This window comes from Streptomyces sp. NPDC046203 (assembly GCF_040646255.1).
Taxonomy (GTDB): domain Bacteria; phylum Actinomycetota; class Actinomycetes; order Streptomycetales; family Streptomycetaceae; genus Streptomyces.
Map to the genome: position 1 here is coordinate 77,982 of NZ_JBEYZX010000014.1, position 25,474 is coordinate 103,455.

The following is a 25,474-nucleotide window of genomic DNA, read 5'->3' on the forward strand; positions in this document are numbered from 1 at the left end:
TCGGAACGGGTACGTAGCCACCATCGTCCCATGGCCGCGGGCCAACGGTCGGTTTGGGCGGTGTGGGGGGCGGCTGATAACGTGGACAGCTGTGTCTCGTATGCCCTCTCAGCTGCGGGGCGCATCCTCAAGAAACATCGAACCTGTAAAGGCTCTTTCGTGGCGAACATCAAGTCCCAGATCAAGCGGAACAAGACCAACGAGAAGGCGCGCCTGCGCAACAAGGCCGTCAAGTCGTCGCTCAAGACCGCGATCCGCAAGGCCCGTGAGGCTGTCGCCGCCGGCGACCTCGAGAAGGCCACCGTTGCCGCTCGTGCCGCCTCGCGTCAGCTCGACAAGGCTGTCTCGAAGGGTGTCATCCACAAGAACGCCGCCGCCAACAAGAAGTCGGCGCTGGCGATCAAGGTTTCCTCCCTCCAGGGCTGAGCTCTGATGTGACCGGCCGCACGGGATCCAGCGGGCCCTCTACCCCGCTCCCGGACGGCCACCCCGGCCACGTACGCGAGACGCGTTCGCCACGCGTGTACGGGCCACCACAAGCGTGAACCGAGGGCCCCGCCCCTCTCCTTCCCCAGGAGAGCGGCGGGGCCCTCGGCGTTGTACCCGTAGACCCTGTGCCCGCGTGCCCTCGATCCGAGGGCGCGCGGGCACAGGGTCTACGCGTGTGTTCCGTGCGTGCGCTCCGTACGCGGGGCCGGGCTCCAGGCGTCCTGGCCGGGGCCGGCTCGGCCGGTCCCGGAGGCCCGAGGCCGAGGCTCCGGTCCGGCGGGCTCCGGTCCTGCCGGTCTCCGGTCAGGCGCGGCGCATCCGGGCGGCGCGGGCGATGGTGACGACGGCCTTCTCCAGGGCGTACTCCGGGTCGTCGCCGCCTCCCTTCACCCCCGCGTCGGCCTCCGCGACCGCGCGCAGGGCGACGGAGACGCCGTCCGGGGTCCAGCCGCGCATCTGCTGGCGGACCCGGTCGATCTTCCACGGGGGCATGCCCAGCTCGCGCGCGAGATCGGCGGGCCGGCCGCCGCGGGCGGAGGAGAGCTTGCCGATGGCGCGGACGCCCTGGGCGAGCGCGCTGGTGATCAGCACGGGGGCGACGCCGGTCGACAGCGACCAGCGCAGGGCCTCCAGCGCCTCGGCGGCACGGCCCTCGACGGCCCGGTCGGCCACCGTGAACGACGATGCCTCGGCGCGCCCGGTGTAGTAGCGCGCGACGACCGCCTCGTCGATGGTCCCGTCGACGTCCGCCGTCAGCTGCGCCGCGGCGGAGGCCAGCTCCCGCAGGTCACTGCCGATCGCGTCGACGAGCGCCTGGCACGCCTCGGGCGTCGCCGAACGGCCCAGGGACCGGAACTCCTGCCGGACGAACGTCAGCCGCTCCGCCGGCTTCGTCGTCTTCGGGCAGGCCACCTCGCGGGCGCCCGCCTTGCGGGCCGCTTCCAGGAGCCCCTTGCCCTTGGCGCCGCCGGCGTGCAGGACCACCAGGGTGATCTCCTCGGCCGGATCGTCCAGGTATGCCTTGATCTCCTTGATCGTGTCGGCCGGCAGGTCCTGCGCGTTCCGCATGACCAGGACCTTGCGCTCGGAGAACAGCGAGGGGCTGGTCAGCTCCGCGAGCGAGCCGGGCTGGAGCTGCTCGGGGGCGAGGTCGCGCACATCGGTGTCGGCGTCGGCGGCCCGGGCGGCCGCCACCACCTCGCGGACCGCGCGGTCGAGCAGCAGGTCCTCCTGGCCCACGGCGAGCGTGACGGGGGCGAGGAGATCGTCGGAGGAAGACTTCTTGGTGGCCATCGCGTTCCAGCATCCCACGCGCCACCGACAGCCCCTTCCCGCGCCGGCGGGCCGATCGCCGAGAATGTGCGGGTGAGCGATGTGAGACACGTACTGGTCCTGCCCGACCGCGACGCGGCCGAGGAGGTCGCCGCCGAACTGCCCGACCGGTTCGGCGTCGCGGAGGAGCCGCAGCTCGTCCGCGACGCCCTGGCGGGCGAGGACGACGCCGAGGACGCCCAGTGGCTGGTGGTGGTCGAGGACCCGGACGGCCGCCTCGACCCGGCAGACCTCGACTCCCTGGCCTCCGAGTACGAGGGCTGGCTGGAGGTCCCGTAGGACCTGCCCGCCGGCGCGCGCACCCCTACCCCTCCGCTCCCTTCACGGCGACCGGATCCGGGCCCGCGTCGGACCGGGGCCCGGACCCGGGCTCGGGCCGGGGCTCGGGCCGGGGCTCCGTGGGGGGCTCCGGCAGCTCGCGCATACGTGCCAGGGGCGAGGGCAGCACCCACAGGACGGCGAGCACGGTGCCGACCGTCGCGATCCACAGAGTGGGCCGCAGGCCGAGGGCACTGCCCAGCAGGCCGCCGGCGAGCGCGCCGAGCGGGCGGAAGCCGTGGTTGAGGGTCCGGTACGCGCCCATCACCCGGCCCCGTATCGCGTCGGGGACCAGCGCCATCTGGAAGGACCCGATCGCGATGTCGAGCAGCATCACGCCGACGCAGGACAGGAACTCGGCGACGATCAGCAACCCGACGACCAGCGGCTTCGGCCCGGCGGCGAGAGGCACCAGGAGCAGCGGCAGCCCGAAGCCCAGGAAGCCGGACACCGTCGAACGGCCGACCCCGATCCGCCGGACCACCCGGGACGCCACCGCCGCGCCGATCAGCCCGCCGATCGCCCCGGTGCTGAGCACCGCGCCGAGGACCCCCGCGCTCAGCCCGAGCGTCGTCGTCACGTAGAGGACGAAGAGGGTGGAGAACATGAAGTTGAAGAACTGCACGGTGCCCGCGGCCGCGAACAGCGCCCGCATCGACCGGTTCCCGACCAGCCACCGCATTCCCTCGGTGAAGTGCCCCTTCTCCACGGGCGCGGGGGCGGGTTCGGCCGGAGCGATCCGGGCCAGACAGGCCGCCGAGACCAGATAGGTGAAGGCGTTGGCGACCAGGGCGAACGGTGCCGTCAGTATCTGCACCAGCACACCGGCGGCGCCGGGCCCCGCCAGCCAGGCCATCGAACGGCTGCCGTTGACCAGCGAGTTCGCCTGCACATAACGCTCTACGGGGACCAGCGCCACGAACAGCGTCGCGTTGCACACGTCGAACAGCACGCCGGACACGCCCACCGTGAAGGCCACCGCGTACAGCTGGCCGAGTGTCAGCACGTCCAGGAAGTACGCGACGGGCAGGCTCAGTACGAGTGCCGCGCGAACCACATCGGTGGCGATCATGACGTGCCGCCGCCGGGCCCGCCGGTCGGCCCAGGCCCCGAACGGCAGATTGAACAGCAGCGCGGGCAGCAGTTCGGCGGTCTTCAGCCAGCCCATCTCGGCGGCGTCGGCCCCGAGCACGAGCACGGCGGCGAGCGGCAGCGCCATGAGCGCGACCTGGTCACCGGCGAGCGAGACGGTCTGCCCGGTCCAGTACCGGCGGAACTCCCGCTCCCTTAACAGCGCGGGTATACGTTCGGCGAGCGTCATCGGTCATTCCCCTCCGCTGTCGGGATGCACGGTGTCGGGCAGTTCGCGGTCGACGAAGGCGATCCGCAGGACGGACACGGGCCGCGCGCCCTCGGGCCGCCGGGCCGGGTCCTTCTCCCGTTCCTCGTAGGGGCGCAGCAACTCGTCGATGCCCCGGCCCAGTCCGGCCAGTTCCTCGGGGGTGAGGTGGAACAGCGTGTCGCCGAACTGCTCCGCCTCCTGCCATTCCCTGGGCAGGCTGTGCCGCTGCTCCAGGGCGCGGAGCGTGCGGGTGAGGTAGTGCTCCGCGGTGGCCATGCTGAGCGCGGTGGCCGCCTCGGCGACCGCCGGGTCCTCGCTGGTGTCCGACCACTGGGTGTACCGGGCCGTCGCCTGCCAGGGCTTCTCCCGCCCCTTGCCCCCCGGGGCCTGCTCGACCAGGCCGTACTTGGCGAGTATCCGCAGGTGGTACGAGCAGCTGGCCACCGACTCCCCGGTCAGCTCGGCGGCCCGGGTGGCGGTGAACGGCCCCTCGCTCCGCAGCAGTCCCACGAGGGCCATCCGGACCGGATGGGCGTAGGCGCGCAGGGCGCGGGGATCGGTGAGATGGACGCTGCGAGGCAGCTCGTCACGGTGCTCCGACATGATGTAAAGCTATCTTTAGAAAGACTCCTTTACAAGAGATTTCAGGTGTCCCCGCCGCCCGGGTCCGCGCCCGCGAGCGTGTGGGCCGCGAGGCCGGTACCCGCGCCGGTGACCACGACCGCCCCGTCCCGGTCCGTGCTCAGCACCCGCGCCCCGCCGTCCCGCAGGGCCCGGACCGTCCGGGGCGACGGATGGCCGTACGGGTTGTCGCGGCCGGCCGAGATCAGGGCCAGCCGGGGCCGCACCGCCCGGATGAGCCCCGGGTCCTGGTGGGCCGAGCCGTGGTGGGCCACCTTCAGCACGTCGACCGGCGGCAGCCGCGGATACGCCCGGACCAGGCCCCGCTGCGCCGCGGGTTCGAGGTCGCCGAGCAGCAACAGGGTCACGCCGCCCGCGGTCTTGACGAACAGCACGACACTCGCGTCGTTCGCCGCCGACTCCGTCGACTCCGCCGCCCCGGCGACCCCTTCCGGCCCACCGGCCCCTGGCCACAGCACCCGCCACTCCAGCGGACCGATCACCCGCCGCTCCCCCGGTATCGCCCGCACCACCGGCACCCCGGCGGCCCGCGCGGTACGCCGTACGAACTCCGCCTGCCCCGGCGGGTCGTCCAGCCCCGTCGTCTGGATCGCGCCCACCGTCCGGCCGCGCAGCACTCCCGGCAGACCGGCCACATGGTCCGCGTGGAAGTGACTGAGCACCAGCAGGGGGATCGTGCGCACCCCGAGCGCCGTCAGACAGCGGTCGACCGGCACCGGGTCGGGCCCCGCGTCCACCACGACCGCGGTGTCCCCGCCGGCCGCGAGGACCGTCGCGTCGCCCTGACCGACCTGGCACAGGGCGAACACCCAGCCCGGCGGCGGCCAGCCGGTGACCAGCCGGACCAGCGGCGGCGGCCGGACCACCGCCAGGACCAGCAGCACCGCGCAACCGGCCCCGATCCACCGCCGGTACGGCAGCCGCCACGCGGCGAGCACCAGGAGCCCGGTCAGCGCCGCGAGCAGCAGCCCGCCCCACCAGCCGTCCGGCCAGGCCACCCGAGCGCCGGGCAGCCCCGCCCCGGTACGGGCCACCCGGGCGATCCACCCGGCGGGCACGGCCGCGACCCACGCCACCCACCCGGCGGCCCACGGCCACACCGGCGCGAGGCCCAGCACGGCGAAACCGAGGACCGTTGCCGGCGCCACCACCGCTTCCGCGAGCAGATTGGCGGGCACCGCCACCAGGCTCACCCGGGCCGCGAAGACCACCACGACGGGCGCGCACAGCGCCTGGGCCGCGAGCGTCGCCGCCAGCGCCTCCGCGATCCGGCCGGGCACCCGACGCCGGCGCAGGGCGTCGCTCCAGCCCGGAGCGATCGTGAGCAGCGCGCCGGTGGCCAGGACGGAGAGCAGGAATCCGTAACTCCGCGCCAGCCAGGGGTCGTAGAGCACCAGGGCGAGTACCGCCGCGGCGAGTGCCGGGAGCAGTGAACGGCGCCGGCCGGTCGCCAGAGCGAGCAGGGTGACGAGCCCGCACGCCGCCGCCCGCAGCACGCTCGGATCGGGCCGGCACACCACGACGAACGCGAGCGTCAGCCCTCCCCCGACGCACGCGGTCATCCGCAGCGGGATGCCCAACCGGGGCGCGAGACCGCCCCGTTCGGCCCGCTGCGCGGTGCCGGGCCGTCCGATGAGGAGCAGCAGCACGACCGTGAGGTTCGATCCCGAGACGGCGAGGAGATGGGTGAGATCGGTGGCTTCGAACGCCTCCTTCAGTCCGGGCTCGACACGGGAGGTGTCCCCGACCACCAGGCCCGGCAGCAGGGCCCGGGCGTCCGGCGGCAGGTGCTCGGTCGCCCGCCGCAGTCCGGCACGCAGCGTCCCGGCGGTGCGCTGGAGGCCGCTGGGCGGCCCGGTGATCCTGGGCTGCCCGCCGTCGGCCCGCAGCACGGCGGCGAGGGCGTCCCCGGGCCGGGGCGGGGCGAGCCGTCCCGTCACCGTGACGCGGGTCGAGGGCAGCAGCGCCGACCACTCCCGTCCGCTCTCCCCCGGCCCGTCCCGCGCCGGTACGAGCACCAGCACCGGGGCCCTCGTCCGGAAGACCGCCCGCTCGCCGTCCTCGACCCGGGTCACCTCGCCCGCCACGGCCACCAGGGGCGGCGCGGCCCGGCTGCCGCGCACCCGGGGGCGGACGATCCGGGGGTCGGCGGTGAGGACCACCTCGGCCGTCACCCGGGCCCCGGCACGGGCGAGCCCGGGCACCGGCCCCCGGCGCAGGTCGGCCGCGTGCAGCGCCCCGGACGCGGCCCCGGCGGCGGCGCACAGCAGGACCCCGGCCCCGGCGATCGCCCGTGGCCCGTACCGGGCGCCGGGTCGCAGCAGCGCCGCCGCGGCGGCCACGCAGAGCAGCACTCCGGCGACCGTCCACCAACCGGCGACGCCCACCGCGAGCGCCGCCCCGCCCCACACGGCGAGCGCCGGCGGGACGAGCCGCAGATCGGCCGGCCCCTCGTCCGCCGCGACCGGCGGGCGCGGTTCGGTCCTCATGGCCGTACCAGCGGGGCGAGGTCCGCGAACCGCCGTTCGCCGATGCCGCTGACATCCCGCAGTTCGGCCACCGAGCGGAATCCCCCGTGCTCCGCCCGGTGCTCGACGATGTGTTGGGCGAGGACCGGGCCGACCCCGGGCAGCGCGTCGAGCTGCTCGGCGGTCGCCGCACTGAGGCTCAACGGCCCGGCCTGCCCCGGCGGCGCCGGGGCCGCTCCGCCCACCGCCCCGGCCATTCCCGCACCAGAGGCCGGCGCGGCCAGGGCGGCCGGGAGACCGACGACGACCTGCTCGCCGTCCTGGAGGACCCGGGCCCGGTTGAGTCCCGTCAGATCCGTGCCCGAGCGGACCCCGCCCGCCGCGCGCACGGCATCGGCGACCCTCGATCCGGCGGGCAGCGTGAACACCCCCGGCCTGCGCACCTTGCCGCCGACATCGACCACGACCACGGCACCCGCGCTTGCGCTCGCGGCCGCCGGTGGGACGGGTCCGGCGACCGCCGGTGAAAGACCGGGAGGAGGAGGGGCGGGTGGAGCGGGAGGCGAAGAGGACGGCGAGAACTCCGGTTCGGGCAGCGCCCTGGCCGCCGCCAGCACGGCGGGCGCCGTGATCTGCTGTGGCCTGCCGCTCCAGAAATAGGCCCCGGCCCCTCCGGCGGCCACGACCAGCACCACGGCGAGCGCGGCCAGCGAGCGCCGTTCGAGGCCACAGCGGGACTGCACCCACCACGGCAGCCGCTCCCACAGCGCGATCCGCCACCGCTCCCGCACCGGCACGGCCTGCGTGAGCCCCACCGGCTCCACGGGTCCCGCCCGAGCGACCGGTTCCGCCGGCACGGCCTGCGTGAGCCTTGTCGGTCCTACCTGCTCCGCCGTCTGCCCTACCGGCGCGATCGCCGGATCAAGGGGCTCCGGCGGCCCCACGGGACCGGCCGGTTCGCGCCGCTGAGGCGGCGGTGGCGGTGGCGGCGAGGGGAAAGGTGGGGGCGAGGGGAGCGGTACGGGTGAGGGGGGCGGTGGGGCCGTCGCCGGAAACAGGGCCTCGCCCCGTCGCCGTACCGCCTCCGGGACGGCGCCGGCCGCGTGCCGGCCCGAGCCCGCCGGTCGGATCCTCGTCCTCCGGCGGGTGCGGCCGTCCGATCCCGGGCCCCGGCCGGGCCCACTGCCCGCCCCGCCACGGCGTGCTCCGATGCGCGTACGAAGAGTCATGGGACCGACGGTAGGCATCCCCGGCGGCCTCTGCCGAGACCCCTCATATTCCGTGGATAACCGGCTAGTTGTGGATAACTCGCTCACTCACACGAGGGAACGCGTCCCCATCGTTTCCCTCACAGCCCGGGCTCGGCGGCCCGTCGCCGTCGGCACCCTCAACGCGGAGAGACGACGACCGCGAGCAGTCCCGGCCCGGTGTGCGCGCCGATGACCGCGCCGACCTCGGTGACCTGGAGGTCGCGCACGGCCGGCAGCCGTTCCCGCAGCCGCTCGGCCAGGGCGGCGGCCCGCTCGGGAGCGGCCAGATGATGGACGGCCACGTCGACGGGGCCGGTCCCGGCGCGTTCGACGGCGATCTCCTCCAGCCGGGCGATGGCCCTGGACGCCGTACGCACCTTCTCGCGCAACTCGATCCGTCCGCCTTCGAGTTCGAGAAGCGGCTTCACCGCCAGCGCGGAGCCGAGGAGGGCCTGGGCGGCACCGATGCGCCCGCCGCGGCGCAGATAGTCGAGGGTGTCGACATAGAAGTAGGCGGAGGTGCCCACGGCCCGTTTCTCGGCCGCCGCCACGGCCTCGTCGAGGGAACCGCCCGCCTCGACGGTCTCGGCCGCCGCCAGCGCGCAGAAGCCGAGCGCCATCCCGACCATCCGTGTGTCGACGACCCGTACGGGCACCGGCGCGCTTTCCGCCGCGAGCACGGCCGCGTCGTACGTACCGGAGAACTCGCCGGACAGATGGAGGGAGACGATGCCCTGGGCCCCCGCCTCGGCGGCGGCGCGATAGGCGGCGGCGAAGACTTCGGGGGCGGGCCGGGAGGTGGTCACCGCACGCCGCTTCTGCAGTGCCTCCGCGAGCGAGCGGGCCGAGATCTCGGTGCCCTCCTCCAGCGCGCGGTCCCCGATGACGACGGTGAGCGGGACGACCGTGACGTCGTGCCGCTCCAGCGCCTGGGGAGGCAGATAGGCCGTGGAATCGGTGACGATCGCGACATGCCGGGACATGAGCGGGAGGTTACCCGCCGTCTTCGGCGCACGTCAGCCCGGCCCCACTCGCGCACCGACGAACTCCCCGGGGCGGGGGTCCCGCGCCCGGTTCTCGGGCCGTCGCTCTCAGGCCGTCGTCTCCGGCCGCGCCGACTTCTCCCACGGGTAGACCGTGGTGCGCCGGTCCGTCCCCGTGAGCGCCTGCGGCTGCTGCCCCGCCGTCCCGGCCTGGTCTCCGGACCGGGGCCGCTCGGCTCCGGACCGGCCCGCACCGCTCCCCCCGGCAGCGCCCGTGCCCGTACCCGTACCCGGGCCCGTATCCACACCCGCGTCCGCGTCCGCGTCCGTCCAGTGCCGCAGCGCGCCCGCCTCCATGTCGATCTGGGCGCTGAGCGAGGTCAGGTCGTCGTCGGCGAACTTGCGGGCCCGGTCCCGGGCGGCGAAGCGGAGCGCGTCGGCGGAGTGGGTGACCTGCTGGGTGCGCCGGCGCAGCTCCGGCAGGCAGCCCGTGACGTGTCCCCGGTCCGGTTCGCGCTCCAGTCGCCGAAGGTCGTCGTCCAGCTCCCGCGCGTGACCGCTGAGCCGGTGGAAGAGGTCGAGGGACTCCTTGAGCGAGGCGTCCTCGGCCACGCCCGCGTGCAGGGCCTCCTGGGTGGCGCGCATGGAGGTGCGCAGCGAGAGGCGCAGCTGGGCCAGCTCGGCCGAAGGGCCGGTCTGGCCGAAGCTCTTGGCTCTCAGGGTGGTGTCCTCGACCGTGCGCCGGGCCTGGTCGATGGTGCGGTCCACCCCGCGTTTGGCCGCCTTGGCGACCTTCACCGCGGCGTACACCCCGAGCACCACGAAGGCGACGAAGAGCAATGCCATGATCGTGATCGCGGCTCCCATATGCCTCGCCTCGCCCCTCCGGCCTCGTTATTGGTTCTTCCACCGTAAACGGTAGGGGCAGGCCGGTGGTTCCGTCGGAACCCCCAACCTGCCCCCATGCACCCCCTAGGGGATGCGGCCGTCGTCACCGCCGGCCCGGCATCGCGAGGTCAGGCGACGATGTTGACCAGCTTCGGCGCGCGGACGATCACCTTGCGGATCTCCGCACCGCCCAGCGCGGCGACGACGTGCGCGTCACCCAGCGCCAGCGCCTCCAGCTCCGCGTCGGTGATCGACGGGGAGACCTCCAGGCGGGCCTTGACCTTGCCCTTGATCTGCACGACGCAGGTCACGGCCTCGTCCACGACATAGGCCGGGTCGGCGACCGGGAAGTCCTGGTGGACGACCGAGTCGGTGTGGCCCAGGCGGCGCCACAGCTCCTCGGCGATGTGCGGAGCCAGCGGGGCGACCAGCAGCACCAGCTGCTCGGCGACCGCGCGGGACACCGCGCCACCGGACTTGGTCAGGTGGTTGTTCAGCTCGGTGATCTTCGCGATGGCGGTGTTGAAGCGCATCGCGGCCATGTCCTGGGAGACCCCGTCGATGGCCTTGTGCAGGGCGCGCAGGGTGGCCTCGTCGGCCGGCTCGTCCGCGACGGTGACCTCGCCGGTGGACTCGTCGACGATGTTGCGCCACAGCCGCTGCAGCAGCCGGTACTGGCCGACGACCGCGCGGGTGTCCCACGGGCGGGAGACGTCCAGCGGGCCCATCGCCATCTCGTACAGACGCAGGGTGTCCGCACCGTACTCGGCGCACATCTCGTCCGGGGTGACGGCGTTCTTCAGGGACTTGCCCATCTTGCCCAGCAGGCGGCTGACCTTCTCGCCCTGGTAGTAGTACGCGCCGTCGCGCTCCTCCACCTCGGCGGCCGGGACGGCGATGCCACGGCTGTCGCGGTAGACGAAGGCCTGGATCATGCCCTGGTTGTAGAGCTTGTGGAACGGCTCGGCCGAGGAGACGTAACCCAGGTCGAACAGCATCTTGGACCAGAAGCGGGCGTACAGCAGGTGCAGCACGGCGTGCTCGGCGCCGCCGACGTACAGGTCGACACCGCCGGTGGGCATGCCCTCGCGCGGACCCATCCAGTACTGCTCGATGGCCGGGTCGACCAGCTTCTCGGCATTGTGCGGGTCCAGGTAGCGCAGCTCGTACCAGCAGGAACCGGCCCAGTTGGGCATGGTGTTGGTCTCGCGGCGGTACTTCTTCGGACCGTCGCCCAGGTCCAGCGTGACGGCGACCCAGTCCTCGTTGCGGGACAGCGGCGGCTCGGGCTGGGTGTCGGCGTCGTCCGGGTCGAAGGTGCGCGGCGAGTAGTCCTCGACCTCCGGCAGCTCCAGCGGCAGCATCGACTCGGGCAGCGAGTGCGCGACGCCGTCCTCGTCGTAGACGATCGGGAAGGGCTCGCCCCAGTAGCGCTGGCGGCTGAACAGCCAGTCGCGCAGGCGGAAGTTGACGGTGCCCTCGCCGATGCCCCGGTCGGTCAGCCAGGCGGTGATCTTCTCCTTGGCCTCGACGACGCCCAGGCCGTCCAGCGCCACGTCGTCGTTGGTGGAGTTGACCAGCTTCGCCTCGTACGAGGCGAAGGCGTCGTCCCAGGTCGACGGGTCGGTGCCGCGCTCGTCGTCCGGCTCGACGACGCAGCGCATCGGCAGCTCGAAGGCGCGCGCGAAGGCGAAGTCGCGGGTGTCGTGCGCCGGGACGGCCATGATCGCGCCGGTGCCGTAGCCCATCAGGACGTAGTCGGCGATGAAGACGGGGATCCGCTCGCCGCTGACCGGGTTGGTGGCGTACGCGCCGGTGAAGACGCCGGTCTTCTCCTTGGCGTCGGCCTGCCGCTCGACGTCGGACTTGGCGGCGGCCTGCTTGCGGTAGGCGGCGACGGCGTCGGCGGGGGTGGCGTGGCCGCCGGTCCACACGTCGTGGGTGCCCTCGGGCCAGGCGGCCGGGACCAGCGCGTCGACCAGGTCGTGCTCCGGGGCCAGCACCATGTAGGTGGCGCCGAACAGGGTGTCCTGGCGGGTGGTGAAGACGGTGACGGCACCGGCGTCGCCGGCCGGGAAGTCGACCCGGGCGCCCTCGGAGCGGCCGATCCAGTTGCGCTGCTGCAGCTTGATGGCCTCGGGCCAGTCCAGCGCGTCCAGGTCGTCCAGCAGGCGGTCCGCGTAGGCGGTGATGCGCATGTTCCACTGGCGCAGCTTGGACTTGAAGACGGGGAAGTTGCCGCGCTCGGAACGGCCCTCGGCGGTGACCTCCTCGTTGGCCAGGACGGTGCCCAGGCCGGGGCACCAGTTGACCGGCGAGTCGGAGGCGTAGGCCAGCCGGTACTCGCTCAGCACGTCGGCGCGCTCGACGGCGCTCAGGGCGTTCCAGTCCCGGCCGCCGGGGACCTCACGGGTGCCGTTCGCGAACTGCTCGATCAGCTCGTCGATCGGACGGGCCGTGCGGGCCTCGGTGTCGTACCAGGAGTTGTAGATCTGGACGAAGATCCACTGCGTCCACTTGTAGTACTCCGGGTCGATCGTGGCGAACGACCGGCGCTTGTCGTGGCCCAGACCCAGCCGGCGCAGCTGGACCTTCATGTTCTCCATGTTGGCCTCGGTGGAGACCCGCGGGTGCGTGCCGGTCTGCACGGCGTACTGCTCGGCCGGCAGGCCGAAGGCGTCGAAGCCCAGGGTGTGCAGGACGTTGTGCCCGGTCATCCGCGCGTGGCGGGCGTAGACGTCGGTGGCGATGTAGCCCAGGGGGTGACCGACGTGCAGACCCGCGCCCGAGGGGTACGGGAACATGTCCATGATGAACTTCTTGGGACGCTCCACCACGGCCTGGTCCCCGGCCAGGTCACCGGTGGGGTTCGGAGCCGCGTAGGTGCCCTCGGCGTCCCAGACGTCCTGCCAGCGTGCCTCGATGTCGGCGGCCATGGCCGCCGTGTAGCGATGCGGGGCCGCCGTCTCGGCGGCCGTGTTGGTCTCGGTCATGATCCTTGAAGCTCCATCGATCGTCTCTGCCCACTGCCAGCACTGCCACGAAATGAAAAATCCCCTCGCACAGGAGGGGACGCCGCGCCGATGCCGACCGGAATGTTCATCCGTCGGGACTGATCAGCGCGGCCGGCTAAGCAGAAGGCGTACGGCACGCATGAGCGTCAGGGTACCGCAGGGCCCGAGCGGGCCGCATCGGCGTTCCGAGGGGCGGGCGGCGCCACGGCCACGCGCGCGTGGGGCTGACGGGGGGAGATGGACATACGACGGCACGCATCACGCGCGCGTACGACCGGCACCCGCCGGACACGCCGACGCGACGTGCAGACATGCGCGGGCATACGGACATACAGGCATACGAAAAAGCGGGCCATCCTGTCCGGATGACCCGCTTCTCATCTGTGGAGCTAAGGAGAATTGAACTCCTGACCTCTTGCATGCCATGCAAGCGCTCTACCAACTGAGCTATAGCCCCGCGTATGCGGGAGTAAGACTACCGCAGAAGAGTCACGAGTCATCCGGTCGGAATGACTCGCCACCGTTCTGTGGAGCTAAGGAGAATTGAACTCCTGACCTCTTGCATGCCATGCAAGCGCTCTACCAACTGAGCTATAGCCCCTTGTTTCACCGCCGCGCCCGGTCTCCCGTGCGGCGACGAAAAGAACAGTAACCGGCCGCCCGGCCGTTCGCCAAATCCGTTCCCCGGGCCCCGCCCAGGGGCCGGGGTAGGGTCGCAGGCTGTGTCCGTCTCCGCACCCCCCTCAGCCCCCCGCGCGCGGCCCTGGCCCCTGGTCACCGCCGCCGCCGTCTGCCTGCTGTCGTTCACCGCCTTCTGGGTGGCGCAGCGTCTCGCCCACGTGAACATGCTCGACGTGATGGTCTACCGGGCCGAGGCCGAGACCCTGCGGGCCGGCGGCGATCTGTACGAGATGCGCGCCACGTCGGCGCGGCTCGCCATGACCTATCCGCCGATCGCGGCCGTGCTCTTCCTGCCGCTGACCCTGGTGGGCGTGCCGCTGATGCGGACGCTGAACACGGCCGGGAACCTGCTCCTGGTCGTGGCGCTCGTCCAGTTGTCGCTCCAGCTCATACGCCCCCGTCTGGCGCTCCCCTCGGCGCGCGCCGAACTGTGGCGCGCGACCTTCCTGCTCGCCGCGCTCCTCGTGTGGTGCGAGCCGGTGTGGACGACGCTGCGGTACGGGCAGATCAACCTGCTCGTCGCGGTGGCCGTGCTGTGGGACCTGACCCGCCGCCCCGGCGGCCCGGGCGCGCGCTGGGCCGGGGTGGGCATCGGGCTCGCGACGGCCGTGAAGCTGACCCCGGGCCTGTTCGTGGTGCTGCTGTTCGCGGCGGGCCTGCTGCTGTGGCACCGGGAGCGCCGCGACGGGACTCCGGGACGCGGCGTGAACCCGTGGCTGCGGACCGGGCTGACGGCGACCGGCACCTTCCTGGTCACGACGCTGGCGATGGTGGTGGCCATGCCGGACGCCTCGAAGACCTTCTGGACCCGGACCCTGTTCGAGACGGGCCGGGTCGGGCACGCCGAGGAGACCGGCAACCAGTCCGTCAGCGGCGTGCTGGCCCGGCTGCTGCACACCGACGCGCCGGGCCTGTGGTGGGTCGCGGCGGCGGGGCTGCTCGGCTGCGCCGCCATGACGCTCGCCGTACGGGCCGCGCTGCGCGGCGATCGCGCGGCGGCCGTGGTGATCACCGCGTTCACCGCGCTGATGATCAGCCCGATCTCCTGGTCGCACCACTGGGTGTGGTGCGTGCCCCTGCTGATCCTGCTCCACGACCGCACCACGCGCGTGTGGCCGGTGACCGGAGCGGTGGCGCTGGCCTTCGCCTCGTTCGCGCTGTGGTGGCCGCCGCACGACCCGGGCCGTCCCGAACTGGACCAGAACGCCGGGCAGATGCTGCTCTCGGCGGTCTATCCGCTGACGGCGCTCGCGGTGTTCGCCGGGTACGCGCTGTCGGTGTGGCGAGGCCGGGCCGCGGCGCCCGCCGAGCGGGTCCCCCGCCCCCGAAAGGACAAGGGCCACGAGGAGGCGCGGGGAGAAGAGGCGCGGGGCGAGGAGGCGCGGGACGCGGTCCGGGTGCCTCAGGCCGTCGCGAAGGAGTAGAAGCGTTTCAGGGTGCAGTGCTCGTCCAGGAGTCGGCCGTAGATCGGCTCCCCTTCGAGCTCGCGGTACGTCTCGATGGGGTCGCCTTTTATGATCAGCGCCCGGGCGCATTCCTCGCACCAGTACTGGAACGAGGGGTTGACCGGGTCCATGTCCCGGACGATGGGCGTGCCGCTGCCACACCAGTCGCACTTCCGCCTGTGCGCCCCCATCACTCGGCTCCGGTCATGGCCGCGCGAGACGCGCACCGTGCCCGCGCTCGCGGGCCGGGAGCCATGGCGTACGCCATGGACACCACAACGGAGTCGGCATGGGCTTCGGCGTCGGTATGGGCTTCGGCCCCCTCGGCACCGGCCACGGCCATATGCGCTCCCTCCCTACCGGACCCGCTGTCCCCTCCGGCTGTCCGATTCTGCCATGGCCCCGCAAGGGGGTCGGTGCCGTCGGCGGAGCACCCCGGCGGCGGCGCCCAGGAGTGCGGTCAGCGCCAGCGCGAAGGCGCATACCCCCACCGCGCGGGCCGACACCTCCGCCCCCGGGCCGGTGATCCGCCCCAGGAAGAGGGTCCCGATGACCGCGATGCCGATCAGCTGACCGAGCTGGTTCATCATGGCGAGCAGTCCGCTGGCGTCGGCCGCGTCGGCCGGCCGTACGTTCTCGAGCGCGCTGGTCAGAGCCGGGCTGAAGGCCATGGCGAGACCGGCGCCCACGACGCAGAAGACCGGGTGGAGCAGCCATCCGCCGCTCCCGCCGTCCGCCAGGAGGGCGCCCACGGCAAGCACGGAGACCGCCGCGACGAGGAAGCCGCCGGGCACCAGGAACGGGCGCAGCCGGGCCGGCCAGCGCCGCCAGGTGAGGCCGACGATCCCGAAGACGGCGGCCATGGGCGCGAAGCCGAGACCGGTCCGCAGGGCGCTCTGCCCGAGTCCGCCCTGCAGATGGATAGTGAGGGTGAACAGGAATCCCGCGTTGACGGCCATCACCGCCGCGATCCGCACGGCGGCCCGGCCCATACCGGGAGCGCGCAGCACCCGGGGGGAGAGGAGCGGGGCGCCGCCGCGGCGCGCGAGGCGTGCCTCGTACGTCCCGAAGGCGGCGAACAGGAGCAGCGATCCGCCGAGCGACAGCCGGGTCCACAGCGGCCGGCCGATCTCCTGGCCGAGCACGAGCGGGACGGTGAGCAGCGAGACGGAGCCGGCGAGCAGCAGCAGTCCGGGGACGTCGAGGGGGCGGGCCCGTTCGGCGCCGCGGGCCGGGTCGCGCGGCAGCACCCGGGCGCCGAGGAGCAGCAGGACGAGCCCGATGGGCACGTTGACCAGGAACACCGGGCGCCAGCCGGTGCCGAACAGGTCGGCGCTGACGAGGACGCCGCCGAGGACCTGACCGGCCGCCGAACCGGTGGCCAGCACGGCGGAGTAGGCGCTCAGAGCCCGGCCCCTGGCCTCGCCGGTGAAATTGCGCTGGATGAGGCTGAGCACCTGGGGGATCATCAGGGCCGAGCCGGCGCCTTGCAGCACCCGGAAGACGATCAGCTGACCGGTTCCCCCGGCCACTCCGCAGGCGAGCGAGGCGGCGGTGAAGAGCGCGAGTCCGGCGAGGTAGACCCGCCGGTGGCCGAGCAGTTCGCCGAGCCGGGCACCGGTGATCAGCAGGACCGCGTAGGCGATGATGTACCCGGCGACGACGAGCTGGATCCCGGCGCCGGTGGCACCCAGACTCGAACGAATGGCGGGCGCCGCGACGTTGACGATGAAGACGTCGAGCAGGGCCATGAACTGGGCGGCGAGCACGACGCCGAGCAGGGCACGGGGACGGGGACGAGGACGAGGGCGGTCACCGGTGCGGGAGGCAACCGTACCGAGGACGGGACGGTGGGCGGTCGTTGTCATGCGAGGAGCGTGGGCCCGCTCCGGTACGGGTAACGAGAGCCCGCCGATGCTGGTACTGACAGCACCTGGCAACGGCCGCGCGGGGGCCCGACGATGGGAGGGTGGCGATCACCATGGCAGCACCGACGCGAACCCGCCGCAGGCCGGAACTGGCGGCGTTCCTGCGCAACCGCCGGGCTCGGGTGACCCCCGAGGACGTGGGGATGCCGCCGGGGCTGCGGCGGCGTACGCCGGGACTGCGCCGGGAGGAGGTGGCCCAGCTCTCCGGGGTCGGCGTGACCTGGTACACGTGGCTGGAGCAGGGCCGGCCGATCAACGCCTCGGCGCAGGTGCTCGACGCGGTGGCCCGTACGCTGCGGCTCGACCGGTCCGAGCGCGAGCATCTCTACCACCTGGCGGAGGTGCCGTACGGGCCGGACGCGGCGCCCGAGCAGTCGGTGGCGGTCGCCCCGGAGATCCAGGGCATCCTGGACGCCCTCGTGCCGCTGCCCGCCGTGGTCTACAACGCGCGCTACGACCTGCTGGCCGCCAACGCCTCGTACTCCCTGCTGTTCCACCGTGCCGGGACCGGCGCCCTGGGTCCGCTGGGCGTACGCAACGTGCTGTGGTCCCTGTTCACGGTGCCCGAGCAGGAATGCCCCATGGTCGACCGGCACCTGGAACTGCCGCTGATGGTGGCCCAGCTGCGGGGCGCGTACGGGCGCCATGTGGGCGAGCCCGGCTGGGAGTCGTTCGTCCGGCTGCTGTCGGAGGCGAGCCCGTACTTCGCGGAACTGTGGCGCAGCGGGGACGTGGTGGTGCCGGGCACGCGCGTGAAGACGTTCCGGCACGAGCGGGTCGGGGTGATGCGGATGACCTCGGTCTCGCTGTCGATCAACGGGATGCCGGAGTGCCGGATCGTCACCTACACGCCGAGCGACGAGGAGAGCCGCCGGGCCATCGACATCCTGCTCGCCGAGGCGGGAGGCCAGGGCGAGGGGTGAGGGGCCAGCGGAAGACTCCCGGAAACGCGGAATCCCGCCCCCTTACGGGGACGGGATCCTTGACTGTGGAGCTAAGGAGAATTGAACTCCTGACCTCTTGCATGCCATGCAAGCGCTCTACCAACTGAGCTATAGCCCCTCGTGTTCCTCGCGCTCCGCGCTGCGAACAAGAAGAACTTTAGCCGGTGACCTGCCGGAAAGCGAAATCGGCTCCGACAGGCCACCCGCGCGGGCCGGGGTGCCGGCCCAAGCATCGACCCAGGCGTCTGCCCAGGCGTCGGCTCAGGTGTCGTCGCCGAGTACCGGCTCGGGCAGCGACCCCGCGTTGTGCTCCAGGAGACGCCAGCCGTGCACGCCCTCGCCGAGGACGGACCAGCAGCAGTTCGACAGCCCGCCCAGGGACTCCCAGTGCGCGGCGTCGAGCCCGAGCAGCCGGCCGATGGTGGTGCGGATGGTGCCGCCGTGGCTGACCACGACGAGCGTGCCCTGCTCCGGCAGCCGGTCGGCGTGCGCCAGCACCACCGGGGCGGCCCGGTCGGCCACCTCGGTCTCCAGCTCGCCGCCACCGCGCCGCACCGGCTCGCCGCGCTTCCACGCGGCGTACTGCTCCCCGAACCGGGCGGTGATCTCGTCGTGGGTCAGCCCCTGCCACTCCCCCGCGTACGTCTCGCGCAGCGCGGGGTCGGAGGCGACGGTGTGCCCGGTCAGCGCGGCCAGCTCGGCGGCCGTGGCCGCCGCCCGTCGCAGGTCCGACGAGACGATCGCGCTCGGCTTCAGGCCCGCGAGCAGGCGGGCCGCCCGGCGCGCCTGGGCGACGCCGGTGTCGGTCAGCTCGATGTCCGTGGAGCCCTGGAAACGGCGCTCCAGGTTCCAGGAGGTCTGCCCGTGGCGCCACAGCACGATGCGGCGGCCGGTGCCGCCCCTGGCGGTGGTCAGCTCAGCTCACCGTCCGCCCCGTCGTGGCCCATCAGCTGGGCGTGCTCTTCGCCCTTGCCGCGGGTCTTGACGGCGTCCTCCGGCAGCGTCAGCTCGGGGCAGTCCTTCCACAGGCGCTCCAGCGCGTAGTAGACGCGCTCCTCGCTGTGCTGGACGTGGATGACGATGTCGACGTAGTCGAGGAGGATCCAGCGGGCGTCGCGGTCGCCCTCGCGGCGCACCGGCTTGGCGCCGAGATCCTTGAGCAGCCGCTCTTCGATCTCGTCGACGATCGACTTGACCTGGCGGTCGTTGGGCGCGGAGGCGAGCAGGAAGGCGTCGGTGATCGACAGCACATCACTGACGTCGTACGCGATGATGTCGTGAGCGAGTCGGTCGGCCGCCGCCTGGGCGGCGGCGTTGACGAGCTCGATGGAGCGGTCCGTGGCGGTCACAAGCAGGCTTTCGTCGGCGGTCTGAGACACCTCAAGGGTCTCATGTACCGCCGACGTGCCCGAAAAGGATTACCGGACGGTCACTGCTTGCTCCCGGGGATCTTGTAGTCCTGGCCGAGCACGACTGTGACCTCGGCGTTTCCGGTGGCCTTGCCCTTGGTGACGGATCCGGCCGGCAGTCCGAGGGTCTTGGCGACCTCGGCCGCGCCCGCCTTCTGCGCGTCGTCGGCGTAGACGACCTCGGAGGTCGCCCGCGCGCCGGCCTTGTTGCCGCCGACGACGGCGTACCCGCCGTTGATCAGGACCACGCGGGCCGCCTCGGTGGCGTCCTTGCCGCTGGCGTCGAGGATCGCGACCCGGGTGGCCGCACCCTGCTCGGGGGCGCTGACCTTGCCGCCGAGGACCTCCTTGACCACGCTCTGGCCGGTGTCCTCGCCGAGCGAGCCGTCGTTCTCGACGGGCAGCAGCTCGGTCTTGTACGCGCCCGTCTTGGCGTGCTCGGCGAGCTTCGCGAGCGAGGCGCCGAGGTCCTTCTCCGGGAGCGACGGGTCGAGGATCTGGGCCAGGGTCTCGACGGTGATCGTGGCGGCCTTGGGGTCGTCGGAGATCTTCCGCAGCACCCCGTACAGGACCTGGCCGAAGCGCTGGAGCTGCTTGGCCTCGGGCTCGCCGGACGCCCGGTAGGTGGCGTAGGCGACGGCGGCGCGGCCGTTGAGGGTCTGGTTCTCGCCCTTGTGGACCAGCGGCTCGGCGCCCTTGGCGCCGGGCACGTCGGTGTCGGTGGTGAGGTCGATGTTGCTGACCAGCTCGACCAGATTCTCCAGGTACGGGGTGTCCAGCCGCCAGGTGCCGGCGATCTTCGCGCCGAGGAGGTTGCCGAGGGCGTCGCGGGTACCGCTGGAGCCGTCGTCCTCGACCGACTTGGCGAGCGTGGTGGTGGACCCCTCGTCGTTGGAGACCGCGAGCGTGTTCGGGATCAGGACGGTGGTGCCCCGGCCGGTGGTGCTGTTGTCCACGAGGAGGGCGGTGGAGGTGCCGCCGCGCTTGGTGTCGTGCAGGTGGACCACGATGGTGTCGCGCTTCTGCGGGCCGGTGGCGGTGGTCTGCCCCTGGTCGCCGCCGTCCGACGTGCCGGGGAGCATCCCGGCCGACCAGAGCCAGCCGACGCCGCCGGCGACGGCGAGCACGAGGACGACGACCAGGGCGACGACGCGGTGCCGGCCTCGGCGGCGGGCCTCCTCGCGGCGCTCGGACCGGCTCTCGGTGAACTTGAGCCAGTCGATGACGTCCTCGGAGTCCTCGTCGGGCTCCTCGATGAACGAGAACTGTTCGGTGCCGTGGTCGCGCGGCTCGTCGTCCTCAAGGGACGGGCGCTGTCCGGGTACGGAGGCGGACCGCGGCGGCTGCGGGTCGGAGGTGTGCTCCTGGGGCGGAGCGTGCGCGGGGGCCTGGGGCGCGGCGGGCGCGGGGGCCTGAGGGGGAACCGGCGCGGGGGCGGCCTCGGTCCGGACGGCCCACTGGCCGCCGGTGTCGTACGTCTGCTGCGGGTAGTCGTACGCGCCGCCGGGCTGCTGCTGCCCGTACGGGTCGTACTGCGGGGAGTCGTACTGCGGCGGGGTCCCGGGGATCGCGGGGGCCTGCTGCTGCCCGTAGGCGTCGTAGCCGTAATCCTGGGAGTAGTCCTGCGCGTAGCCCTGGGTGCCGTAGTCCTGGCCGTGCGTCTGCTGCTGGGCCGTCGGGGGCTGCTGTGCGGTGTACGGGTCGTCGTACTGCTGCGCGACCTGCTGGTACACCGGCTGTCCGTACGCGTCGTACCCGATGATCTGCGGCTGCGGTGGGTAGTACGGGTCGTACGGGTTCTGCTGATCGTTCAACGGTGCCCCTCCCCGAGGCTCGCTCGGAGGCTTACTCGCCGCGGTACAACTGGCGCTTGTCGATGTAGCGCACCACGCCGTCCGGCACCAGGTACCAGACGGGATCGCCCTGCGCCACCCTCGCCCGGCAGTCGGTGGAGGAGATGGCGAGTGCGGGGACCTCCACCAGCGACACCCCGCCCTTGGGCAGTCCGTCGTCGGTGAGGTCGTGGCCCGGCCGGGTGACGCCGATGAAGTGGGCCAGGGCGAACAGTTCCTCGGCGTTGCGCCAGGTGAGGATCTGCGACAGCGCGTCGGCGCCGGTGATGAAGAACAGGTCCGCTTCGCTGTTGAGGGAGCTCAGGTCCCGCAGGGTGTCGATGGTGTACGTCGGCCCGCCGCGGTCGATGTCGATGCGGCTGACGGAGAACTGCGGGTTGGACGCGGTGGCGATGACCGTCATCAGGTAGCGGTCCTCGGCCGGCGAGACGGCCTTGTGGCTCTTCTGCCACGGCTGCCCGGTCGGCACGAATATCACCTCGTCGAGGTGGAACAGGGCGGCCACCTCACTGGCGGCCACCAGGTGTCCGTGATGGATCGGGTCGAACGTCCCGCCCATCACCCCGAGTCGGCGCTTGCCGCCACTGCCAGTAGGCACTTCCTGCTCTCCCATGCGTGCAGAGCCTACTGGCACGGCGCCGGGTGCCGGATCAGCGGCCTCGCGGCTCAGCGGTCGCGGTTGAAGCGGGTGACGATCCAGAGCAGCAGAAGGAGCGTGAGCAGGGCGCCGCCGCCGGTGACGAACGGGCTGAGGCTGTTGTGGTTGCCGCCGTGCTCGGCACCCTCGTTGGCGAGCGTGACCAGGTTGGCGGCGGTGGCGTGGAGGCTCATCTTCTGAAGGACCTTCGATCGGGGATGGGAGCGGAGACTTCGCGCACATCGTATGCGGGACGTCGCGGCGTGCTCACGCCGACTCAGGCGTTGGCGTCGGTGGAGCCGTTTCCGGTGCGTGCGGCGGGGGTCGCGGCAGGGGTCTCGGCGGGGGTGGCGGAGGCGGCCGCGGGGCTCTCCGGAGGGGCCGGGGCTGCTGCGGCGGCGGGGTCGGTGGGAGTGCCGGCGGCGGTGTCGGCATCAGTGTCGGTCTCCGTCTGGCGGTAGCCGCGCAGCAGGAACCAGGCGAGCAGCGCGCCGCCGATCATCGAGACCAGCAGAAGGATCCGGAGGGTGTTGCCCGGTCCCTGCTCGGAAGCGGCGGCCAGCAGGGCGGGGACGGCGTGGGTGACGGATTCCGTCATGACGGTCGTGCTCCTCGGTTGTCCACGGTGCCCGAGTTATCCACAGGGCTCCGGCACACGGTAGCCCTCTCGCCTAGTCTTGGGCGCGTCAGGGGGACGAGCACGACGACTCGTACGAACAGGGGGCATCCATGACCGAGATCCATGGGGAGAAGCTGCCGGGACGGCGGCGCAGGCGCTTCGCGGACATCTCCTCGCGGGCCTACGAGCACCCGGCGGACCGTTCGGCGCTGGTCGCGCTGCGCAAGCTGAGCGGCTTCGACACCGTGTTCAAGGCGCTGAGCGGGCTGCTGCCCGAGCGGAGCCTGAGGCTGCTGTTCCTGTCGGACTCCGTGCGGGTGAGCGACGCTCAGTTCTCGCACCTCAACGACATGCTGCGGGACGCCTGTTACATCCTGGACCTGGAGAAGGTCCCACCGATGTACGTGACGCAGGACCCGAAGCCGAACGCGATGTGCATCGGCCTGGACGAGCCGATCATCGTGGTCACCACCGGTCTGGTGGAGCTGCTCGACGAGGAGGAGATGCGCGCGGTCGTCGGCCACGAGGTGGGCCACGCGCTCTCGGGCCACGCCGTGTACCGGACGGTGCTGCTCTTCCTCACCAATCTGGCGCTGAAGGTCGCCTGGATCCCGCTGGGGACGGTGGCGATCACGGCGATCGTGACCGCGCTGCGCGAGTGGTTCCGCAAGTCGGAGCTGTCCGCCGACCGGGCGGGGCTGCTGGTGGGACAGGATCTCCATGCCTCGATGCGCGGCCTGATGAAGATCGCGGGCGGCAACCACCTCCACGAGATGAACGTGGACGCGTTCCTCGCCCAGGCGGAGGAGTACGAGAAGGGCGGCGACCTGCGGGACTCCGTCCTGAAGATCCTCAATGTGCTGCCGCGCTCGCACCCGTTCACCACCGTCCGGGCCGCCGAGCTGAAGAAATGGACCGAGACCCGCGACTACCAGCGGGTCATGGACGGCCACTACCCGAAGCGCACGGAGGACAAGGACACCTCGGTGACCGACTCCTTCCGCGAGTCGGGGCGGCACTACGCGGAGTCGGTGCGGTCCAGCAAGGATCCGCTGATGAAGCTGGTCACCGACATAGCCGGCGGCGCCGGGGACCTCGCGGGCGATCTCGGCGGGAAGCTCTTCGGCCGCTTCAACGGCGGCTCGGGTACGGCCGCCGGGGCGGATGCCGAGGACGCTCCGGGCGGCAAGGCCACCGGTACGCCGGAAGGCGCGCAGGACCGCGACGGCGGCGAGGGCACGGGCCGGGCGCCGGGCCAGGACCGGGGATAGCCACAGGCCGGAACAGCCCCTAAGGAGAGGGCTGGGACTTCGGGGCGAGGACTCCGCAGAGCGCCGAGGGGGCGGGCAGGCCCGTCGCGTACGGGTCGGTGACGGCCAGGTGCGCGCGGTCGGCCCGCTCGCCCGCCAGCAGCGGACGCAGGGTGCCGCTGGTGTCGGTGTCGCAGGACTGCGGGCCGGCCTCGACGGTGCTGGTCAGCAGGGCGGCGCGGTGCGTCCGGAGGTCCTGGCGGTCGAAGCGGAAGCGCAGTTCGCGGTGGACCGTGTACAGCGAGGCCCGGCCGGCCGTGGCCTTGCCGGAGGCGGCGGGGCGGAGCGCGTAGGTGAAGGTGTGGTCCGAGGTGACCTCCAGCTGGTCGCTGCCGACCTGCGCGTAGTGGAGGGTGCCCTGGACCCGGACGGCGGGGTCGGCGAGGACGGCCTGGTGGGGGTCGAAGCGGACCAGCCAGCCGGAGACGGCGTGCCGGCCGTCGTCCTTCGACGCGCCGGTGCTCTGGTCGAACTGCTGCTGCTGGTCGGGGTCGAGCAGTTGCCGGGCCGGGGTTACGGTCCGCCCGCCCAGGACGGCGGGGTCGAGGGAGGAGGCGACCAGATAGTCCTTGGCGATGCCGAGGGCCGCTCTGACCTGGTCCTCGGAGAAGCCGGTGGTGGGGGCGGCGGGCGGCAGGACGATCCCGGCGGCGCCGGCCGGGTAGCCGGCGGCGGGGCTGTGCGCGAAGAGCCCGGCGGCCGGGCCGCCGGGGACCGGCCCCTCGGGGACGAGCCGGACCACCGTGCTGCGCAGCGGCTCGGCGGGCTGGGCGAGCGGGACCTGGTAGGGGTTGCGGACGCCGAGATAGACGGCGGTGCCGAAGGCGAGGAGGACGAGCAGAACGAGCAGCAGGGCCTGCCGGGCGCCGGTGCGGCGCGCCCGGCCGGGGCGGGGGCGGACGGCCTGGGCGTGCTCGCCCATGCGTTCCCGGGCGGAGAACTCCTGGAGGCGCGCAGCCCTGATGAACGCCTCGTCGAAGACGGTGGACCGGTATTCGTCCTCACCGCCGCCGGACGGCTCCTCGGGGGGCGGGACCTCCGGCGGTTGTCCTCGGCCTGCCACAGCACCTCCGCTTTCGCGCTCACCTCACGTCGACGACGTCGGACGGGTCATCGGGGGATCCGGTCCGCCACCCGTCCACTGGTACGGACGGGTGAGAAGCCCTCGCATGAGGGAGGGGTCACCACTTCAGGGTAGGCCGGTCGCGTGACCTGCGACACGGCTGGGAAGTGAGCGCCCCGGCAGGTGAGAACTTCCCTGAGTTCGTACCCACCGGGGCGGCCGTGTATCAAGGCGTCCCGGAGACGGCCGGGACCGGGGTGACCGGGACCGCGGCAGCGGGGACCGGGGGCGCGGTGGGCGCGGGGCCCGCGCCGGGGACGACCCGGGGCTTGTCGACGCCGGTGGTGGCGGGCGGCCGGATGCGGTCCTGCCGGTTCTGGGAGGCGCCCCGGTAGACCGCGCTGAAGGCGAGGGCGACCATGCCGACGCCCATCACGAGGGCGAGCACCCAGGCGACCGGGCGGTGCCAGCGGGCGCTGTTCCGGTAGGGGCGCAGGGCGCCGCCGTCCGGCCCGTAGGGGTCGGGGCCCTCGGCGGCGGTGTCCGGATCGTGCCCGGGGCGCAGCCGAGGGTCGTAGCCGTCCTCGTACGGATCGTCGTCGCCGGGGCGGGCGAGGGCCCGGGTGCGGGCCGCTTCGGCCTCGGCCTCGGCGCGTGCCTGCGCGGCCGCGAGCAGCCGTTCGACGGCGCTGGGCTCGTGGAAGGCGGCGGCCCGTACGAAGTCCTCGTCGAAGACCACGGTGGCGAATTCCTCGTCGGCGCCGCCGCGGTCGACAGAGTCATCGGGGTTCTCGCCGTCCGAAAACGGCCTGCCCCCCACGTCGTCCGGCACGGGTTCAGCGTAGACCCGGGAGGGCGT

The 25,474-nt window shown here is 72.8% G+C and carries 23 protein-coding genes and 3 tRNA genes; 5 read left to right on the plus strand and 21 right to left on the minus strand.

Features of this window, described 5'->3' with window-relative positions:
* Positions 1-159 precede the first annotated feature (159 nt).
* A complete protein-coding gene (rpsT, locus tag ABZ990_RS14155; protein WP_030760878.1) occupies positions 160-426 on the plus strand; it encodes a 30S ribosomal protein S20 in 267 nt (88 codons plus the stop codon).
* 366 nt (positions 427-792) lie between these two features.
* Here rpsT and holA read toward each other — a convergent pair whose 3' ends face one another.
* Positions 793-1,782, minus strand: a complete 990-nt coding sequence (gene holA / locus ABZ990_RS14160) for a DNA polymerase III subunit delta (protein ID WP_361230408.1) — start codon at positions 1,780-1,782, stop codon at positions 793-795.
* Positions 1,783-1,854: 72 nt separating this feature from the next.
* Here holA and ABZ990_RS14165 point away from each other — a divergent pair, with 72 nt between their 5' ends.
* Complete coding sequence (locus ABZ990_RS14165; RefSeq protein ID WP_361230411.1) at positions 1,855-2,100, plus strand: hypothetical protein; 246 nt, start codon at positions 1,855-1,857, stop codon at positions 2,098-2,100.
* A gap of 25 nt (positions 2,101-2,125) precedes the next feature.
* Here the strand turns inward: ABZ990_RS14165 and ABZ990_RS14170 are convergent, their stop codons facing one another.
* From ABZ990_RS14170 to ABZ990_RS14210, 9 genes are all read right to left on the minus strand, one after another.
* Complete coding sequence (locus ABZ990_RS14170; protein ID WP_361230414.1) at positions 2,126-3,460, minus strand: MFS transporter; 1,335 nt, start codon at positions 3,458-3,460, stop codon at positions 2,126-2,128.
* A 3-nt stretch (positions 3,461-3,463) separates the two neighbouring features.
* Positions 3,464-4,084: a helix-turn-helix domain-containing protein gene (locus ABZ990_RS14175; RefSeq protein WP_361230416.1), complete on the minus strand. Its 621-nt coding sequence runs from the start codon at positions 4,082-4,084 to the stop codon at positions 3,464-3,466.
* 41 nt (positions 4,085-4,125) lie between these two features.
* On the minus strand, positions 4,126-6,612 hold the full coding sequence (locus ABZ990_RS14180) for a ComEC/Rec2 family competence protein (protein WP_361230419.1): 2,487 nt from the start codon (positions 6,610-6,612) through the stop codon (positions 4,126-4,128).
* Positions 6,609-7,406: a helix-hairpin-helix domain-containing protein gene (locus ABZ990_RS14185; protein WP_361230422.1), complete on the minus strand. Its 798-nt coding sequence runs from the start codon at positions 7,404-7,406 to the stop codon at positions 6,609-6,611. The genes ABZ990_RS14180 and ABZ990_RS14185 overlap by 4 nt, the downstream gene beginning before the upstream one ends.
* Before the next feature lie 572 nt (positions 7,407-7,978).
* A complete protein-coding gene (locus tag ABZ990_RS14190; RefSeq protein WP_361230425.1) occupies positions 7,979-8,824 on the minus strand; it encodes a DegV family protein in 846 nt (281 codons plus the stop codon).
* A gap of 108 nt (positions 8,825-8,932) precedes the next feature.
* Entirely contained in the window at positions 8,933-9,691 is a 759-nt protein-coding gene (locus ABZ990_RS14195; protein WP_361230428.1) for a hypothetical protein, read from the minus strand.
* Positions 9,692-9,840: 149 nt separating this feature from the next.
* A complete protein-coding gene (leuS, locus tag ABZ990_RS14200) occupies positions 9,841-12,705 on the minus strand; it encodes a leucine--tRNA ligase (RefSeq protein WP_361230430.1) in 2,865 nt (954 codons plus the stop codon).
* 405 nt (positions 12,706-13,110) lie between these two features.
* A tRNA-Ala gene (locus ABZ990_RS14205) sits at positions 13,111-13,183 on the minus strand.
* Between the two features lie 71 nt (positions 13,184-13,254).
* Positions 13,255-13,327: transfer RNA gene (locus ABZ990_RS14210), tRNA-Ala, on the minus strand.
* A 121-nt stretch (positions 13,328-13,448) separates the two neighbouring features.
* On the opposite strand from ABZ990_RS14210, the gene ABZ990_RS14215 reads away from it, so the two are divergent.
* On the plus strand, positions 13,449-14,831 hold the full coding sequence (locus tag ABZ990_RS14215) for a glycosyltransferase 87 family protein (RefSeq protein WP_361230433.1): 1,383 nt from the start codon (positions 13,449-13,451) through the stop codon (positions 14,829-14,831).
* Here ABZ990_RS14215 and ABZ990_RS14220 read toward each other — a convergent pair.
* Together ABZ990_RS14220 and ABZ990_RS14225 are read right to left on the minus strand one after the other, a co-directional pair.
* Positions 14,810-15,043, minus strand: coding sequence for a hypothetical protein (locus ABZ990_RS14220; protein WP_265862737.1), 234 nt, complete (start codon positions 15,041-15,043; stop codon positions 14,810-14,812). The genes ABZ990_RS14215 and ABZ990_RS14220 overlap by 22 nt on opposite strands.
* 165 nt (positions 15,044-15,208) lie before the next feature.
* Positions 15,209-16,621, minus strand: coding sequence for an MFS transporter (locus ABZ990_RS14225; protein ID WP_361230518.1), 1,413 nt, complete (start codon positions 16,619-16,621; stop codon positions 15,209-15,211).
* A 212-nt stretch (positions 16,622-16,833) separates the two neighbouring features.
* Between ABZ990_RS14225 and ABZ990_RS14230 the strand changes: the two genes are divergently transcribed.
* The gene (locus tag ABZ990_RS14230; protein WP_361230437.1) at positions 16,834-17,703 is read left to right on the plus strand and encodes a helix-turn-helix transcriptional regulator; all 870 of its coding nucleotides are present in this window, start codon (positions 16,834-16,836) and stop codon (positions 17,701-17,703) included.
* A 66-nt stretch (positions 17,704-17,769) separates the two neighbouring features.
* On the opposite strand, the gene ABZ990_RS14235 is transcribed toward ABZ990_RS14230, so the two are convergent.
* The 7 genes from ABZ990_RS14235 to ABZ990_RS14265 form a co-directional block, all read right to left on the minus strand.
* Positions 17,770-17,842 (minus strand) — tRNA-Ala (locus tag ABZ990_RS14235).
* Between the two features lie 143 nt (positions 17,843-17,985).
* Complete coding sequence (locus ABZ990_RS14240) at positions 17,986-18,639, minus strand: histidine phosphatase family protein (RefSeq protein WP_361230521.1); 654 nt, start codon at positions 18,637-18,639, stop codon at positions 17,986-17,988.
* Entirely contained in the window at positions 18,636-19,103 is a 468-nt protein-coding gene (rsfS, locus tag ABZ990_RS14245) for a ribosome silencing factor (protein WP_361230440.1), read from the minus strand. Before rsfS ends, ABZ990_RS14240 begins: the two co-directional genes overlap by 4 nt.
* A 50-nt stretch (positions 19,104-19,153) precedes the next feature.
* Positions 19,154-20,947: an LCP family protein gene (locus ABZ990_RS14250; protein ID WP_361230444.1), complete on the minus strand. Its 1,794-nt coding sequence runs from the start codon at positions 20,945-20,947 to the stop codon at positions 19,154-19,156.
* Between the two features lie 31 nt (positions 20,948-20,978).
* A complete protein-coding gene (nadD, locus tag ABZ990_RS14255; protein WP_361230447.1) occupies positions 20,979-21,599 on the minus strand; it encodes a nicotinate-nucleotide adenylyltransferase in 621 nt (206 codons plus the stop codon).
* A 53-nt stretch (positions 21,600-21,652) separates the two neighbouring features.
* A complete protein-coding gene (locus ABZ990_RS14260) occupies positions 21,653-21,817 on the minus strand; it encodes a hypothetical protein (protein ID WP_361230450.1) in 165 nt (54 codons plus the stop codon).
* Between the two features lie 83 nt (positions 21,818-21,900).
* Positions 21,901-22,221 carry a hypothetical protein gene (locus ABZ990_RS14265; RefSeq protein ID WP_361230527.1) on the minus strand — a complete coding sequence of 107 codons (321 nt, stop codon included), beginning with the start codon at positions 22,219-22,221 and terminating at the stop codon, positions 21,901-21,903.
* A 131-nt stretch (positions 22,222-22,352) separates the two neighbouring features.
* On the opposite strand from ABZ990_RS14265, the gene ABZ990_RS14270 reads away from it, so the two are divergent.
* The gene (locus tag ABZ990_RS14270) at positions 22,353-23,513 is read left to right on the plus strand and encodes a M48 family metallopeptidase (protein ID WP_361230453.1); all 1,161 of its coding nucleotides are present in this window, start codon (positions 22,353-22,355) and stop codon (positions 23,511-23,513) included.
* 19 nt (positions 23,514-23,532) lie between these two features.
* On the opposite strand, the gene ABZ990_RS14275 is transcribed toward ABZ990_RS14270, so the two are convergent.
* Both ABZ990_RS14275 and ABZ990_RS14280 read right to left on the minus strand, forming a co-directional pair.
* Positions 23,533-24,615 carry a hypothetical protein gene (locus ABZ990_RS14275; protein WP_361230455.1) on the minus strand — a complete coding sequence of 361 codons (1,083 nt, stop codon included), beginning with the start codon at positions 24,613-24,615 and terminating at the stop codon, positions 23,533-23,535.
* Between the two features lie 226 nt (positions 24,616-24,841).
* A complete protein-coding gene (locus tag ABZ990_RS14280) occupies positions 24,842-25,447 on the minus strand; it encodes a hypothetical protein (protein ID WP_361230458.1) in 606 nt (201 codons plus the stop codon).
* Positions 25,448-25,474: the final 27 nt, after the last annotated feature.